This is a genomic window from Jatrophihabitans sp., from assembly GCF_051960575.1.
Lineage (GTDB): Bacteria > Actinomycetota > Actinomycetes > Mycobacteriales > Jatrophihabitantaceae > JBQCEE01.
This window is the reverse complement of sequence record NZ_JBQCEE010000420.1, coordinates 1-15,773: the sequence shown is the minus strand read 5'-3', so window position 1 is coordinate 15,773 and position 15,773 is coordinate 1. Positions and strand designations below refer to the sequence as shown.

Here is a 15,773-nt window from a genome sequence, read left to right as displayed (position 1 = left end):
TGCCGTGCACGACCGATGAGGGGGCGCGGGTCGGGGGACTGCTCACAGGTGAGACATTTCAACGAGCACACCTGGGGAACTTCGCTGAGCGCCATCAGCTGTACCACCACGGCGACGGGATCGGCGTGGCCAACGTGTACGAATGGACCGAGGGTGAGTGGTGACCGAGCCCGACGGTTGGCTCCCCCTTCTGCTGGCAGCCAGTCGTCATCGCGCCGGCCGACCGCAACCTAGCGTAATGATCAGGCCGCCGAACTCGTCAGCGCGATGAACTCCCCTGGAGTGCAGGTCAGCACGCCCATGTCTGCGGCCTTCTTGGTGAGCCCATCGTCGCCAGTCGCGATGATCCAGCGATCACCGATGAGCTGGCCCGCACTGACATCCATCTCAGTCAGCGCGGTGGCAAGCAGCATGACGTCGCCGTTGCCCTTGTTGCGGTAGAGGTCGACCACCTTGTCTTTGGGAATGATCGTCGCCATCACGACCTTCACCTTCTCGAGGACGGCGGTCGTGATCGGATATGCGAGCTGCTTGAGGACGTCGATGTCTGGCAGCCCCTGCGCCTCGAAGAGGATCTCCTCGGGGATTCGACACCGGCTGCGCACAAACGCGCAGGCACGCTGTGCCGCGGTCATCCTCGACAGCGTGACCGTGTCCACGAGGTAGCGGTCGATCATCACAGCCTCGCTCGGAAGTCATCGAGGGAGACGGCCCGTCGGTTCTGGAACAGCACTCGGTTGATCTCCGAACGCGCCAGTCTGCCAACGTCCATCTGGCGCAGCAGCGACCGCGAGTACTCGGCGCTGTTGTACTTGCGCAGCGCGTTCACCGCGAGGGGCTGCGAGGCCCTCTGCTTCGGGCGGCTTCGGAACTCCTCGCGGAGGGTCGCCATGTACTCACGGCCGGTGGCGGTGTCGACGATGTTGAGCCGTCGGGTGCGCATCAGGAAGCCGCTCGGCGTCACGCAGTAGGTGGCCGCGTGCGCCTTGATGTCATCCAGCGAGGAGAGAGCCAACTCAGCGACGGACGCCGCGGGCATGAGCATCTCCTCCGCGATCTCGTACTCGCGGTTCGCGATGGGGTCGTCCGACTGGTCGGAGTAGGCGACGGGATTGAACTGGCCCCGAGCGAGGCACACGGTGAGCAGCGCCAGTGTGAGCAGTCGGCGGCCCGCTGGCTCCACGCTGTCGCGGTGATCGCCGTTGTTGATGAACAAGAAAGGAACCTTCTTGTCCCGGATGCAGATGCCGCTGAACCGGGCACGCGGCGGGATTGCCTTGGCATGTAGTTCCGCATGCTCTGGGACACGAAGATGTTGTGTTCTTCCAGGCGGTCCAGTACGTGGTCGAAGGCGAGCTCCTTGGTCTTGATCTTCAGCAGGTAGGAACGGTTGATGCCTAGTTGGCCGACCAGCCAGTCAGCGTGACCACCCACGGTCCGCCGCGACTTGCGCAACGCGCCGACGAACGCGTTGTCCGGTAGAGCCGGGTCAAGCCGCTTCAGCAGCTCCCGCTTGCGCAGCATGTCCTTCACGATGAGCTCGATGTCGGCGATCCGCACCGTGCCGCGGGAGTTGAGCGAGAACGTTCCCTTGCTGACCCCGCCGAGCAGGATGTCTCGCTTCCGCTTGAGCTGAGCCTCCGCCACGTCGATGGGTGCGAAGAACATCGAGTACGGAATCTCCGCGCTGCGGCCGAGCGCGACCAGCTTCGCGAACGAAATGCGCGATGTCTCTAGCGCCTTGAGGTACTCCTTCGCCTCCCGCTGCCAGGAGTCCTCCATCAGCGCAACGAAGGTGTTCCGATCGATCATCGTCGTGGATCGGCCCCGGCGAGGCGCAGCGGCGCGTCCTGTGCGCCCCTCGATGATCACCGACATCGACGACATTTGCACTCAACTTCGCGCACTCGCGAGACCCAGTAGCAGGCGAGGCTGCACATGCAATTGGCGGCTGCTGCACGGCTGGTGACCACCCGCCCCCAGCGCGCTGCGCGTATGGTTGACGTGAAGAGTCTGGTCCTACGTTGCTATGTTCACCGCCATTTAATATGCACGAGCGACATGCACCGCTGCGGCGGCTACTCCCCCACCCTGCGAGCCGACCGGCGACCACCTCGCCGGAGAGCGTCACACGGCTCGAGCGGCCACCTCTTCGACTGGCGCGCGGAGCGTAGGACTCGCCAAGTGAACACTGTTCGCGACTGCCCGCCGGAACCGCTGGGCGCCCTGACCGTCGACCTGCGCGCTGTGGTCACCAACCTCAGCTGGCTCGCGACTTGGCGCCGGTCGCGTCGTCGCCTGCGTCATGCCGTCGCCCCCTGTCCGCGCTGCGGGATGAGGGCGCCGCGACGACCTCCGCGACGGCACCCCCGAACCGCTCGAACGCCGATGAGCGAGCGGTTCGGTTGACCATCCGGCAGCGTCGTAATGGGTTGACTGTAGATTTGTCGACGTAGCCGGTGCACCGGCAGATCTGGCCGCTGATCGCCTCGCGGATCTCGGCTTCGGTCGGGTGCGGGTTCCGGTCGAGCAGCGCGCGGGTGGTCATGAGCATGCCCGGCGTGCAGAAGCCGCACTGCAGGCCGTGACACTCGGTGAAGCCGCGTTGGATCGGGTCGAGCTCTCCGTTGCGTTCCAGGCCCTCGACGGTGCGGACCTCGTGGCCACCTGCCATCGCCGCCAGCACCGTGCAGGACTTGACCGGCTCGCCGTCGAGCCACACCACGCACGTCCCGCAGTTGCTGGTGTCGCACCCCCAGTGCGTTCCCGTGAGCCCCAGGTGGTCGCGCAGGAAGTGGACAAGCAGCAGCCGCCCCTCGATCTCGCGCGTGTACTCCTCGCCATTGACCGTCATCGTGACCTGCATGTCAGGCGCCTCCCTCGATCCGGGCGACCGCACGACGCAGCGCACGGCGGGTGAGTTCGTCGGCCAGGTGCCGCTTGTAGTCGGCACTTCCGCGAGTGTCGGTGACCGGCCTGCAGCTACGGGCGGCAATCGCGCCGGCGTCGGCGTAGACGTCCTCGCCGGGGCGACGGCCGCGCAACGCGGCCGAGATCTCCGCCAGCCCCGTCGTGTTCGGCCCGACCGCCGCCAGGCCGACGCGGGCGTCGGCAATCACGTCGCCGTCGAGCCACACCGCCGCACCCGCCGAGGCGACCGCCCAGTCGCCCGCCCGGCGCTCGACCTTTTCGTACGCGCTCGATCCGCGAGGACGCACCGGGATCCGTACCTCGACGAGCATCTCCGCGTCCCCGACCGCGGTCTCGTACGGCCCGCGGTAGAACTCCTCCATCGGCACCGTCCGCTCGCCGTCCCTGCCGCGGATCACGCACGTCGCCCCCAACGTCGTGCAGACCGCCGAGAGGTCCTCCGAGGGATCCGCCTGGCACAGCGACCCGCCCAGCGTGCCGCGATTCCGCACGATCGGGTCGGCGATGACCCGCTCGGCATCGGCGAAGATCGGGAACGCGCGGGCGAGTTCGGCCGACTCCAGCAGCTCACGGTGTCGCGTCATCGCACCGAGGCGGATCTCGTCACTGCCGACCCTGATGTAGCCGAGCTCGTCGTGCAGGTCGTTGATGTCGATCAGGTACTCGGGGTTGGCCAACCGCAGTTTCATCATCGGCAGCAGGCTGTGGCCGCCGGCGACGAGCCGGGCGGTGTCCCCGAGCCGATCGAGCAGCCCGACCGCCTGGTCGATCGTCGAGCCCGCTGGTACTCGAACGGTGCTGGAACCTGCATGTGCCACCCCTGCGCTCGGATCCCGACGGCGTGCGGGTCAGTGGGCTCCTCGCTGATGCGGTTGTCAATGGCGACCTAAGCACTCCCTTAAGTGGCCGTTGACAGGCACCGCGGACGCTTCCATGCTCGCCGCCGACGAAGGGACCGCCTGGTGACGGCGACGCTCGTGGTGCGGGCCGCGGCCGGCGCGATCGCGCTGTCGGTCGCGCTGATCCACCTCGGCCGGATGGTGCGGGCGCGGCGTCCGCTGCCGGGCGACGTCCTGCACGCCGGGATGGCCGCGGCGATGCTCGCGATGCTGCTGGGACTGATGCCACCGTCGTCGCAGCGGTGGGGCAGCGTGGCGTTCGGCGTAGGGGCGGTTTGGTGGGCCGCGACGGCCGTGCGCACCTACGTCCTCGACGGCGCCGACGGCCGTGTCCTGGTGCGGGCGGACGCAGCCATCGGATGTACCGCCATGGCGTACATGCTCGGGATGTCCGTGCCGGCACGACCTCCCGGCGCGATGGCCGGCATGGCGATGTCCCCGGGACGCTGGACACTGCCCGTGGTCGTGCTGCTCGGGTTGCTGGTGGCGACGGCCGCCGCGACGGTCACCAGCCGGCGTCGTCCCGCGACCGCCGAACCCGTCGTGCTCGGCTGCCGCGTGGCCCTCGACGCGGTGACGGCGGTGCTGCTCACCCTGGCCTGACCGTCGAGCGGGCCGCCCGGCACGTCAGGCGGCCGCGGACTTCCCCGCCGAGCCGTTGCCGGCCGCGACCAGGTCGAGGGCGATGTCGACGATCATGTCCTCCTGGCCGCCGACCAGCCGACGTCGGCCGACCTCGAGCAGGATGGTGCGGACATCGAGGCCGTACTGCCGCGCAGCGCTCTCGGCGTGCCGGAGGAAGCTGGAGTAGACGCCGGCGTAGCCGAGGGTGAGCGTCTCGCGGTCGACCTGCACCGGCCGGTCCTGCAGCGGACGCACGAGGTCGTCGGCCGCGTCCTGCAGCGCGAACAGGTCGCAGCCGTGCTGCCAGCCCTGCAGGTCGGCCACCGCGACGAACGGCTCGATCGGGCAGTTGCCGGCGCCGGCGCCGTGACCCGCGAGCGATGCGTCCACCCGGGTGACGCCCTCTTCGACGGCGACGACGGAGTTGGCCACCGCGAGCGACAGGTTCTGGTGCGCGTGGATGCCGATCTGTGTGCCGGGGTCGAGGACGTCGCGGTAGGCGCGCACCCGCTCGCGCACGCCGTCCATGGTCAGGCGTCCGCCCGAGTCGGTGACGTACACGCACTGCGCGCCGTAGGACTCCATCAGCGCGGCCTGCCGCGCCAGTTCGGGCGCCGGGGCCATGTGGCTGAGCATGAGGAAGCCGGAGACGTCCATGCCGAGCTCGCGCGCGGTGGCGATGTGCTGCGCCGCGACGTCGGCCTCGGTGCAGTGGGTCGCCACGCGCACCGAGCGCACGCCCAGCGCGTAGGCGTGCTTCAGCTCGGCGATCGTGCCGATCCCCGGCAGCAGCAGGGTGGTTAGGGTCGCCCGTCGGCACTGCTCCGCGGCGGCCTCGATCCACTCCCAGTCGGTGTTGCTGCCCGGACCGTAGGTCAGGCTCCCCCCGGCCAACCCGTCGCCGTGGGCCACCTCGATGGCGTCGACGCCGGCCGCGTCCAGGGCGGCGACGATCGTCGAGACGTCGGCCGGGGTGATGCGGTGGCGCACGGCGTGCATGCCGTCGCGCAGGGTGACGTCCTGGATGTAGAGCTCGGTCATGAGGCCACCTCCGCGGGCGCTCGCACGGTGTCGGTCACGATCCGCTCCGCAACGCGCACGGCGGCGGAGGTCATGATGTCGAGGTTGCCGGCGTAGGCCGGCAGGTAGTCGGCGGCGCCCTCGACCTCGAGGAACACGGTCACCTTGGTGACCACCGGGCCGGCCCCGTCGGGCAGCAGCGTGTGCACCGGCTCGCCCTCGGGCACCGGCGTGAACTGCACCTCCTGCTTGAGCCGGTAACCCGGCACGTACTCGGCCACCGACGCGGCCATCTCGGCGACGGACGCCCGGATGGCGTCGTGGTCGGCGTCCCCGATCAGGCAGAGGACGGTGTCGCGCATGATCAGCGGCGGCTCGGCCGGGTTGAGGACGATCACCGCCTTGCCCCGGCCGGCGCCACCGACCGCCTCGATGGCGTGGGCCGTCGTCTCGGTGAACTCGTCGATGTTCGCGCGTGTGCCCGGGCCGGCCGAGCGGGACGCGATGGAGGCGACGATCTCGGCGTAGGGCACCGGCGTGACCCGGGCGATCGCGTGCACCATCGGGATCGTCGCCTGGCCGCCGCAGGTCACCATGTTGACGTTGGCGACATCGTCGGCCAGGTGCTGGTCGAGATTGACCAGCGGCACCACGTAGGGGCCGATGGCGGCGGGCGTCAGGTCGACCAGCTTCTTGCCGTACGGGGCCAGCTTGGCAGCGTTGGCCACGTGGGCCCTGGCCGACGTCGCGTCGAACACGATCGCGATCTCGTCGAACCCGGGCAGCGCGATCAGCCCGTCGACGCCCCGGTCGGTCGTCGGCACGCCGAGGCGCCGGGCGCGGGCCAGGCCGTCGGAGTCTGGGTCGATGCCGACCATGGCGCCCATCTCCAGCACGTCCGAGCGCCGCAAGACCTTGATCATCAGGTCGGTGCCGATGTTGCCCGATCCGATGACGGCCACCTTCACCTTGCTCATCGACGCTCCCCCTGTGGTGACGTGAACCGGCCGTGACAGCACGCGAGCCGGGGCATCACGCGTCCACCTGCATGATCACGGCCTTCGGCTCGGTGAAGAACTCTCGGCTGAAATTGCCGCCCTCGCGGCCGATGCCGCTCTCACCCACGCCTCCGAACGGAGCGCGCAGGTCGCGGATGAAGAAGCAGTTGACCCAGACGGTGCCGGCGTCCAGCGCCGCAGACACGCGGTGGGCGCGGTGCAGGTTGTCGGTGAAGAGCATCGCGTTGAGGCCGTACGGCGTGTCGTTGGCCAGGGCGACAGCCTCGGCCTCCGTGTCGAACGGCGTGACCACCACGATGGGCCCGAAGATCTCCTCCCGCACGAGGCGCGAGTCGGCGCCGAGATCCGTGACGACGGTGGGTCGCACCACCCAGCCGTCGCCGAGACCACCGGTCCGCAGCTTGCCGCCCTCCTGCTCGATCAGGTCGAGATAGCCGGCGACCTTGCGGTAGTGCTCCTCGGAAGCGAGCGGGCCGAACTGGGTCGCCTCGTCGCGCGGGTCGCCGACGCGCAGCGCCTCGGCGGCGTCGACGAAGCCGGCCAGGAAGTCCTCGTAGATGCTGCGCTGGACGTAGAGGCGGCTGCCGGCGAGGCAGACCTGTCCGGCGTTGCGGAAGATCGCCTCGACCGACCACGAGATCGCATTGGCGAGGTCGGCGTCCTCGAAGACCAGGTTGGCGCCCTTGCCGCCGAGTTCGAGGCTGACCGGTGTGAGGTTGCCGGCGGCCGCCCGCGCGATGATCTTGCCGGTGCCGGACTCGCCGGTGAAGGTGATGCGGTCGACGTCCGGGTGCTCCGTGAGCGCCTGACCCGCCGAGTCGGGACCGTACCCGTGCACGATGTTGAGGACGCCGGGTGGCAGGCCGGCCTCGAGAGCGAGACGGCCCAGGATCGTCGCGGACGCCGGCGTGTCCTCGGCTGGCTTGAGCACCACCGTGTTGCCCCACGCGAGCGCGGGCGCGATCTTCCACGTCTCGAGCATCAACGGGAAGTTCCACGGGGCGATGGCGGCCACCACGCCCGCGGCCTCGTACCGGGTGTAGGCATGGTGCCCGCTGTCCATCGGCAGCGTGTCCGCCGTCGCCAGCCGGGCGTGGTCGGCGAAAAAGCGGATGTTCTGTGCCGAGCGGCCGACATCGTGCCGGGCCTGCGCCAGCGGCTTGCCCATGTCGCGCGAGTCGGCCAGCGCGAGCTCGTCGCGGCGCTCCTCCATCAGGTCGGCCAGACGGTGCAGCAGGCGGCCCCGCTCGGCGAAGCCGAGGCGCGGCCACGGCCCCTCGTCGAAGGCGCGACGGGCGGCGGCGACGGCGCGGTCGGCGTCGAGGCGGCCGCCGAGCGCGACGCGCGCCCACGGCTGACGGGTCCAGGGGTCGACGGTGTCGAACGCTGCGCCGTCGACCGACCCGACCTCGACGCCATCGATGACGTGTCCGAACTGCGTGGTCATGACTGTGCCCTTTCCGCGAGCGTGACGTCCCCGGCGGCCCAGTGCGTCGGCGGGACTTCGGTGATGACGACGCGGACGGAGTCCTTGGCGGCGCCGATGGAGTCGACGACGGCGTCGGTGAGCGCGCTGATCAGGGCGCGCAGCTGCTGCGGCGTGCGTCCCTCGCGCAGGGAGACCTGGACGAAGGGCATCACGCACCGCCGCTGAGGTGCACCGAGCCGAGCGTGCTGAAGTGGAACGACACCGTCCCGCCCGACGGGATCGGTACCGCATCGGTCATGCCGCCGGTGAGCACCACCTGGCCGGCCTCGATGGCCAGCCCGCGCTCGGCCAGCTCGTTGGCCGCGAGGGCGAGCGCCTCGGCCGGGTTGCCCTGCACGGCGGCGCCGGTGGCCGAGTCGACGACCGCGCCGTCGACCTCGACCAGCACCGCCTCGAGCGCGAGGTCGAGCTGTTCCGGACGCAGCCCGACCGCGCCGACGACGAACGCGCCCGAGGAGGCGTTGTCGGCGATGACGTCGGGCAGGGTGAAGCGGAAGTCGCGGTAGCGGCTGTCGATCACCTCCGCGCCGGCGTAGACCCGCTCGACCGCCGCGAGGGCCTGCGCCGCCGTGACACCCGGCCCCGCGAGCTGCTGCTTCATCACGAACACGATCTCGGGCTCGACCCGGGGATGGATCAGCGCGTCCTGCGGCACCGGGTCGCCGGCCGGCAGCGCCATCGCGTCGGTGAGCCAGGCGACCAGCGGCGCACGGACGTTCATCCGCTCCTGCTTGGCCCGCGACGTCAGACCCAGCTTGAAGCCGACCACGTTCTCGCCGCGGCGCAGGCGCCGGTACATCGTCTCGTCCTGGATGTCGTACGCGGTGGCCTTGTCGAGCTCGGGCCACTCGTCGGTGAGCGGCTCACGCTCGGTGCGGGTCTCCTCGGCGTCGAGCAGCGCCGCCGCTGCCCGGTCGACCGTCCATGTGTCGCTCATGCTGACGTCAACTCCATTCCTGCCGGGAACTCCGTGGCCATGCGTGCCGTGACGGTGCCGACGCCGGCGAAGGTCGCCGTGACGACGTCGCCGGGGCCGAACGGCACCGACGCGGTGATCGAGCCGGGCAGCACGACCTGGCCCGCGTGCAGCGACTCGCCCCGCTCACCCAGCAGGTTCGCCAACCACACGAGGGAGTTGACCGGCGAGCCGAGCACCGCGCCGCCGGCACCGGTGCCGGCCACCTGACCGTTCCGGACGAGCACGCAGCCGCCCGTGCGCAGGTCGACGTCGGCGAGTGCGACCGGCCGGCTGCCGAGGACGTACCCGCCGCTGGAGGCGTTGTCGGCGATCGTGTCGACGATGCCGATCTGCCAGTCGGCGATGCGCGAGTCGATCACTTCGAGCGCGGGCAGCACGTGGTCGACCGCGGCGATCGCCTGGGCCACCGTCACGCCCGGACCGGCGAGATCCCCCTTCAGGACGAACGCGACCTCGGGCTCGACGCGCGACTGCAGGAAGCGGTCGGCCAAGATGGGCGCGTTCTCGGCGAAGCACATGTCCGCGAACAGGTGGCCGAAGTCGGGCTGGTCGACGCCGAGTTGCCGCTGCATGACCGCGCTGGTGAGGCCCACCTTCCGGCCGGACAATCGCCGCCCGTCGGCGAGCCAGGCGTCGACCTGGGCCAACTGCACGGCGTAGGCGTCGTCGATCGTGAGCTCACCGAACTTCTGCTGCAGCGGCGGAAGGGGCGCCCGCGCGCGGTAGGCGCCGAGCAACGCATCCGCGACGTCGGCGAGCCTGCGATCGGGGGAGGTGGACATCGTCCGCATGCCGCGAAACTAGGGAGCGCGGCGAGCGAGACGAGGGACCGTTCCTCAGACCGGAACGTGGACCGCGTCGGCGAGCCGCGCGTAACTGCCCGCGACGTCGCCCACGTCGAACCAGATCGCCGTCATGCCGACGGCGCGGGCGCCGCGGACGTTGCGCGGCAGGTCGTCCAGGAACACCGCCTCCCGCGCCTCGACCCGCAGCGCCGCCAGCACCTCCCGGTACGCGCGCGGGTCAGGCTTGGCGAGACCGGTCACGGAGGCGTCGGCCAGCACGTCGACGGTCTGCACGAAGGTGTTGCCGCGCACCCATTCCGGCGTCTGGAAGGCAGCGAGGTCGTTGGTGAGGATCGCCGTGCGCAGCCCGGCGCGCGTGACGTCCGCAAGGCACTGCTCGGCCTCCGGCCTGATGGCGTCCTGGCCCTGGTAGACCGCGCGCATGAACGCGGGGATGTCCCCGTCGGCGCGACGGCGCCAGTACTGCCGTTCGGACAGCGTCCCATCGACGACGGCGCGCCACTCCGGGTCGTCGCCGAACGGGCCCCCCGGGACGCCGAGCTCCCACGGCGTGCGCAGCACCGGTCCGCCGAAGTCGAAGACGACGGCGCGGATCACGGCATGCTCTCCAGGAACAGGGCCACGGGGTCCCAGACGGCGGGCGCCACCGCCACCGTGATCGGACGTGCCTGCACCACGACGACGCCCGCGTCGTCGATCACCCATTCGAGGTCGACCGGGTGTCCGTCGTGCCGCTCGACGGCGCGCACCACGTCGAGCACGGCGGCGATGCCGGCGGCGTCCAGCACCGGGCGGCACCGCAGCTCGGGCGGGGCCGGCACCTGCACCACCCGCCCGGACGGCGACAGCTGCGACACGACGGTCTTGTCGGTGACGGTGTGGACAAGCACCCGACCGTCGGCCTTGTCGACCTCGATGCGATCGGGGCTGACGGTGCCCTGCGCGACCGTCTCGCCCAAGCCCCAGTTCGCCTCGATCACGACCCGGTCGGGGCTGCCGGTCAACGGGTGGACGGAGAACGCCACGCCGGACGCGACCGCCTCGACGAGCTCGCAGACGCCGACCGCCATCGGCAGCTCCGCCATGCCGTGTTCGCGCAGGTAGGCCACGACCCGCGGCAACGCGACCGTGTCCCAGCACCGGTGCACGGCGGCGACCACCTCGGCCGCGCCGGAGACACCCAGGTAGGACTCGAAGATCCCCGCGAAGCTCGCACCCGACGCGTCCTCGCCGACCGCCGACGAGCGGACAGCGACCCGCCCGCCGAGCTCGGCGTACGCGGCGGCGATCGCCCGGTCGACCGTCGGGGATCCGCGCGCACCGGCGGCGACGACGAACGACCGCGGCACCCGCACGACACCCAGCAGCTGCGCGAGCCGGGCCATCTTCCCGCCCGCGACCGTCTCCGCCGGTCGGTCGGCCAGCCACACCACCTCAGGCATGGGCCCGCACCAGCGTCACGACGCCACGGTCACCGTCGACCTCGAGCTCGTCACCGTCCTTGATCACCGCCGTGGCGATGCCGCACGCGGTCACCGTCGGGACGCCGTACTCGCGTCCGACGATCGCCGCGTGCGACAGCATGCCGCCGGTGTCGCAGACGCACGCGGCCGCCTTGGCGAACGCGGGGGTCCAGTTCGGTGAGGTCGACTCGCAGACCAGCACCTCGCCGGGCCGCAGCCGGTGGAGCGCGTCGGAGTCGGCCAGCACGCGGGCCGCCCCCCGGGCCACCCCCCGGGCGGCGGCGATACCGGTGAAGGTCGTGACCGCCGTGCCCGCCGCGGCCGCCTCGACCGTGCGCAGGAACTGCCGGTTCAGGCCGAAGACCTCGATCAGGATCGGATCCCTCACCGCATCGGGGCAGGTGCCCAGCACCTTCGGCATCCGCGACCGGCGCGCACGCCAGTGGTCGTAGTACTGCCGGCGCTCCTCGACGAGCGCGGCGAAGTGCGTGTAGCTCCGCTCCCCCGCCGCCACCGCCGCGAGTTCGGGGAAAAAGAGGAAGACGGTGTCGTCCGGACGCGTCGCCCCCACCCGCGCCGCGATCTCCAGCGCGACGTGCCGCATCGGCAGCGACACCCGCAGGTCGATGACGACGTTGTGGTCGTCCTGCCACTGCGGGAAGTTGGCCTGCTCGGCGGCCGCGAGGCCGGCGTCGAACACCTGCTGCTCCTGGCCCGTCAGCGTCGACCGCACCTCGTCCAGCGCGGCGTCCCGCTCGGCGCGCACGCGCGTCAGCGCCGCGTCGAAGTCGTGGTCGACCCCCTTCTGCAGCAGGGTCTTGACCGTGCCGAGGACGGGCGTCGGATCCTCCCGCCACGAGGGCAGGGCCACATCGTCGATGCCCTCGGTGCGGTCGCCGTGCTCGTCCAGGAAACGGTCGAGCAACGCCAGCCAGGGGTGCCCGGCGAGTGCCGACGCCAGGTCCTCGGGCTCGTGGGCGTGGAACACGGGCGCGAGTCCGGCACTGCGGGCCGCGGCCGTCAGCCCCCCGAGCGCGCGGTCGGACTCCATGATCCGCGTCTCGCAGCCGGCGAGGAACGTGCCGATCCGGTCAGGGTCGACACCGAGCCGCGAACACAACCGCGCGAAGGCCAGGTGGTTGAAGAGCAGCGGGTACATCACCTCGAAGTGGATCTCCCACGCGCGCCGGTGGTAGCGGCGGGCGTCGTCGAGCAGCGCCGCCAGCTCGGGCAGCGAGCAGCGCGAGAGATCCCGTTGCCGGAAGTGCTGCCAGCCGGCGTCGAGCTCGTCCACGCGGTCCGCCCAGGTCGTGCGCAGTGACGACAGCACGGCGGGCAGGCTCCGCTGCAGCCGCGCCGCACGGGCCGCACGCTCGTGTGCGCGGTCGACCGGGATGGCCGCGGCGTAGGCGTGCGTGCCGGCCATGCGCTGGGCGACGCCACGCCCCGGCGGCAGCGGCAGCTGCTCGGCGGCCAGCTGCGTGCCCCAGGCGTAGCCGTCCTCCATCGCGATCGTGCCGAGGGGGGTGAGACCGCGCGGCCAGTGGAAGTCGAGGAACCAGAACCGTTGCTCATCGGCCTTGCTGAACGTGCCGAACGGCTCGACGACGAAGGGGGCCTGGCCGTAGGACGGAGTGAACCCCGGATACCACTCGTCGGTGACGAACTCGTCGACCGGAATGACGGCCACGACGTCAGTCAACCAGAAACTCGGCCAGCAGACGGCTGAACTTCTCCGCGCGCTCGATCTGGGTCCAGTGCCCGCACCGGCTGTACACGTGCAGCTCGCTGTCGTCGATCAGCTCCAGCAGCCGCAGTGACGTGGCCAGCGGGATTACCTGATCGTCACGGCCGTGCACGAGGAGCGTGCGGTGCGGCAAAGCGGCCAGTTCGTCGTCGGGTGTGGCCATGGCATCGACCCACTGCTGGCGCGGCGCGGGGAACATCGCACCGAACGACTCCTGAAAACCGGGCTGGACGCTCGCCCGGTAGCGCACCTCGGCCAGTTCGTCGGTGACCAGCTCGCGCGAGTAGGCGAAGTAGTCCATGATTCGGCGCATGTTCTCGAACGACGGCTGATACCCCCACACCGCGTCGAGCCCCTCGGTGATCGGGAACGGCACCCCCACGCTGCCCATCAGCGCGAGCCGGTCGACCCGCTCGGGGTGCCGGGCCGCCAGCCGCAGCGCGATCGCGCCGCCGAAGCTGTTCCCGACGAGGTGCACGCGGTCGAGGCCGAGGGCGTCGAGGAAGCCGAGCAGCTGGTCGGCCCACGTCTGGACGCCGTACTCGATGCCGTCGGGGCGTTCGGTGAAGCCGAAGCCCACCATGTCCGGCGCGTAGCAGTGGAAGTGCTCCGCCAGCACGGGCAGCACGCCGCGCCAGTTCGCGTAGGCGGTGACGCCCGGGCCCGAGCCGTGCACGAACACCAGCGGCGCGCCGGCACCGGCTTCGAGGTAGTTGGTGGCGATGCCGTCGGCGACCACCGTGCGGCCGATCTCGGGCCGCTCGTCGACGGCGAGTGAGGCGGGACGGCCGCCGGACGCCGTCATGACGACATCCGCAGCAGCGGGCTCTTCGCGCCGCCCGACTTGTCGGAGGCGTCGAAGAAGTTCTCACGGTAGATGTCGCGGGGGAACAGCCGCTTCCGCATCAACAGTTTCAGTGCCGCGTCGACCATCGCCGGCGGACCGCACAGGTAGGCGGTGTGCCCGGCGCAGGTGTCGTAGTCGGCATCGACGGCGTCGGTCACGAAGCCCTCTGCCACGCCGTCGACGGCGTCCTCCGACAGCACCGGCCGGTAGTGGAAACGCCCGCCGTGTTCGGCCTCGAGCGCGCGGAAGTAGTCGACGTCGTAGAGGTCGGCGATGGTTCGCGCGCCGTGGTAGAGGTACAGCCGCGGCCCGACACCACCCTCCAGCACGTGACGCACCATCGCCTTCAGGGGCGCCAGCCCGGTGCCACCGCCGATCAGGATCGCCGGCTCGTCGCGTGCCTCCCGCAGGAAGAACCGCCCGTACGGGCCGCTGATCCGGATCCCGTCCCCGACGGCCAGCCGGCCGAACACCCATCCGTCCGTGGCCAGACCGCCGGGGGTGCGCCGGATGTGCAGCTCGATCGTGCGCGGCTGGGCCGGCGGGCTGGCGATCGACCAGCTCCGCGTGCAGCCCTGCCCCGGAACCGACACCTGCACGTACTGGCCCGGGTTGAACGCGATGTCGTCGTCGAGGTCGACGATCAGCCGGCGGGTGTCGCGGGCGCAGTCGTCGATCTCGCGGACCGTGCCGACGAAGTCGCGCACCGGGTGGAAGACGACGTCCTCCTCCTCGTCGACGTCCGCCTCGATCGTGACGTCGCTGCGAGGGCAGGCCGTGCAGATCAGGGCCTTGCCCTCCGAGCGCTCGAACTCCATCAGCGCGAACGCCGACGCGTCGCCGAGATCGACGGACCCGTCCACGACGTCGACCTTGCAGGTGGCGCACGTGCCGTGCGTGCACGCGTGCGGCAGGTTCACGCCCTGGCGCAGACAGGCGTCGAGGATGTTCTGGTCGGCGCGGCACTCGACGTCGACCCCGAGCGGTTCGACGGTGACCGTGAAGGTTTCGCTCATGCCGGCAAGCTTGGGCTGCGGTGACACCAGCCACAGGCGTCGTTCCTCGTCACGGAACGCAGGTCGTCGAGGGACCCGCCCTCAAGGGACCCAGGGCAGCGCTTTCGCGATGCACCGGGCGGCGCTGATGACCAGCCGGGCGTCCTGCGCGACGGACGCGGCGAAGTCCTCGGTCGGGCCGGCCATCGAGATGGCGGCGCGCGCGCGGTTGGTCGGGTCGAGGATGGGGGCGGCGATCGAGGTGAAGCCCAGCAGGGCCTCGTCCCGGTTCATCGCGTACCCGAGCCGGCGGACGTCGGCCAGCATCGCGTCGAACTCCTTGACCGACTTCGCGGTGTTCCGGGTGAGCACAGGGAAGTCGGCCTCGCGGCGCGCCTGGGCGACGGCCGGGTCGAACGCGGCGATGGCCTTGCCACCGGAGGTCGAGTGGGCGGGGAACCGGCGCTTCATCTCACCGAGCACCTGGATGCCGTGCATCGACTGGAGCCGCTCGAGGTGGATGACGTCCGCGCCGTCGGCGACGGTGAGGTGGATCGTGTGCCCGGTGCGGCGGCGCAGATCCTCCATCACCGGCAGCGCGATGTTGCGCAGCCGGTTGCGGGTCGCCGTCAACGCACCGAGCTCGTAGACGTGCAGGCCGAGCCGGTACCGCCCGGTCTCGGCGTTCTTCTCCACCAGGCCGCGCGCCGCGAGCGTCGTCAGCATGCGGTGGGCACTGCTCTTGGCGACGCCGAGGCGGCGCGCGATGTCGCTGACGCCGAGCTCGTCAGCGGCCATGAAGCAGTCGAGCAGGTCGAGGGTGGCGAGGACGGACTTCAGTCCGCCCTCCACCACCTCGCCGTGGGGCGCGCGCCCCCCCACCCCGCCCCGCCACCCCCACACCACACGGAGCGGGGGGATAGCGCGGTGTGTTGACCCCCCCAGGGGAAGAAG

16 protein-coding genes and 1 pseudogene are annotated in these 15,773 nt (G+C 70.9%); 1 reads left to right on the top strand and 16 read right to left on the bottom strand.

Translation table 11 applies throughout. The features are described from left to right. Positions 1-242 precede the first annotated feature (242 nt). The 4 genes and pseudogenes from ACTHMS_RS23325 to ACTHMS_RS23310 all read right to left on the bottom strand — a co-directional run bounded on the left by ACTHMS_RS23325 (position 243) and on the right by ACTHMS_RS23310 (position 3,742). Positions 243-677, bottom strand: coding sequence for a hypothetical protein (locus ACTHMS_RS23325; protein ID WP_440309046.1), 435 nt, complete (start codon positions 675-677; stop codon positions 243-245). Beyond that, positions 677-1,216, bottom strand: a complete 540-nt coding sequence (locus ACTHMS_RS23320; protein ID WP_440309045.1) for a hypothetical protein — start codon at positions 1,214-1,216, stop codon at positions 677-679. Before ACTHMS_RS23320 ends, ACTHMS_RS23325 begins: the two co-directional genes overlap by 1 nt. Positions 1,217-2,260: 1,044 nt before the next feature. Further along, positions 2,261-2,866, bottom strand: a complete 606-nt coding sequence (locus ACTHMS_RS23315; RefSeq protein ID WP_440309044.1) for a (2Fe-2S)-binding protein — start codon at positions 2,864-2,866, stop codon at positions 2,261-2,263. Position 2,867: 1 nt separating this feature from the next. Further along, positions 2,868-3,742: pseudogene (locus ACTHMS_RS23310) on the bottom strand (FAD binding domain-containing protein). 151 nt (positions 3,743-3,893) lie between these two features. On the opposite strand from ACTHMS_RS23310, the gene ACTHMS_RS23305 reads away from it, so the two are divergent. Then, positions 3,894-4,433: a DUF5134 domain-containing protein gene (locus ACTHMS_RS23305; RefSeq protein WP_440309043.1), complete on the top strand. Its 540-nt coding sequence runs from the start codon at positions 3,894-3,896 to the stop codon at positions 4,431-4,433. 24 nt (positions 4,434-4,457) lie between these two features. Here the strand turns inward: ACTHMS_RS23305 and dmpG are convergent, their stop codons facing one another. The 12 genes from dmpG to ACTHMS_RS23245 form a co-directional block, all read right to left on the bottom strand. Next, positions 4,458-5,495 carry a 4-hydroxy-2-oxovalerate aldolase gene (dmpG, locus tag ACTHMS_RS23300; protein ID WP_440309042.1) on the bottom strand — a complete coding sequence of 346 codons (1,038 nt, stop codon included), beginning with the start codon at positions 5,493-5,495 and terminating at the stop codon, positions 4,458-4,460. Next, a complete protein-coding gene (locus ACTHMS_RS23295; protein WP_440309041.1) occupies positions 5,492-6,451 on the bottom strand; it encodes an acetaldehyde dehydrogenase (acetylating) in 960 nt (319 codons plus the stop codon). The genes dmpG and ACTHMS_RS23295 overlap by 4 nt, the downstream gene beginning before the upstream one ends. A gap of 55 nt (positions 6,452-6,506) precedes the next feature. Next, on the bottom strand, positions 6,507-7,940 hold the full coding sequence (locus tag ACTHMS_RS23290) for an aldehyde dehydrogenase (protein WP_440309040.1): 1,434 nt from the start codon (positions 7,938-7,940) through the stop codon (positions 6,507-6,509). Next, positions 7,937-8,131 (bottom strand): 2-hydroxymuconate tautomerase, encoded by a 195-nt coding sequence (locus ACTHMS_RS23285; protein ID WP_440309039.1) that lies wholly within the window; start codon positions 8,129-8,131, stop codon positions 7,937-7,939. Before ACTHMS_RS23285 ends, ACTHMS_RS23290 begins: the two co-directional genes overlap by 4 nt. Beyond that, positions 8,131-8,919, bottom strand: coding sequence for a 2-keto-4-pentenoate hydratase (locus ACTHMS_RS23280; protein WP_440309038.1), 789 nt, complete (start codon positions 8,917-8,919; stop codon positions 8,131-8,133). The genes ACTHMS_RS23285 and ACTHMS_RS23280 overlap by 1 nt, the downstream gene beginning before the upstream one ends. After that, positions 8,916-9,752, bottom strand: coding sequence for a 2-keto-4-pentenoate hydratase (locus tag ACTHMS_RS23275; protein WP_440309037.1), 837 nt, complete (start codon positions 9,750-9,752; stop codon positions 8,916-8,918). The genes ACTHMS_RS23280 and ACTHMS_RS23275 overlap by 4 nt, the downstream gene beginning before the upstream one ends. A gap of 45 nt (positions 9,753-9,797) precedes the next feature. Then, on the bottom strand, positions 9,798-10,364 hold the full coding sequence (locus ACTHMS_RS23270) for an HAD-IA family hydrolase (protein ID WP_440309036.1): 567 nt from the start codon (positions 10,362-10,364) through the stop codon (positions 9,798-9,800). After that, on the bottom strand, positions 10,361-11,209 hold the full coding sequence (locus ACTHMS_RS23265) for a PEP/pyruvate-binding domain-containing protein (protein ID WP_440309035.1): 849 nt from the start codon (positions 11,207-11,209) through the stop codon (positions 10,361-10,363). The genes ACTHMS_RS23270 and ACTHMS_RS23265 overlap by 4 nt, the downstream gene beginning before the upstream one ends. After that, a complete protein-coding gene (locus ACTHMS_RS23260) occupies positions 11,202-12,920 on the bottom strand; it encodes a PEP-utilizing enzyme (RefSeq protein ID WP_440309034.1) in 1,719 nt (572 codons plus the stop codon). Before ACTHMS_RS23260 ends, ACTHMS_RS23265 begins: the two co-directional genes overlap by 8 nt. Positions 12,921-12,924: 4 nt before the next feature. Then, positions 12,925-13,782: an alpha/beta fold hydrolase gene (locus ACTHMS_RS23255; protein WP_440309033.1), complete on the bottom strand. Its 858-nt coding sequence runs from the start codon at positions 13,780-13,782 to the stop codon at positions 12,925-12,927. After that, on the bottom strand, positions 13,779-14,840 hold the full coding sequence (locus tag ACTHMS_RS23250; protein ID WP_440309032.1) for an NADH:ubiquinone reductase (Na(+)-transporting) subunit F: 1,062 nt from the start codon (positions 14,838-14,840) through the stop codon (positions 13,779-13,781). The genes ACTHMS_RS23255 and ACTHMS_RS23250 overlap by 4 nt, the downstream gene beginning before the upstream one ends. An 81-nt stretch (positions 14,841-14,921) precedes the next feature. Then, positions 14,922-15,671, bottom strand: a complete 750-nt coding sequence (locus ACTHMS_RS23245) for an IclR family transcriptional regulator (protein WP_440309031.1) — start codon at positions 15,669-15,671, stop codon at positions 14,922-14,924. Between the last annotated feature and the right edge of the window lie 102 nt (positions 15,672-15,773).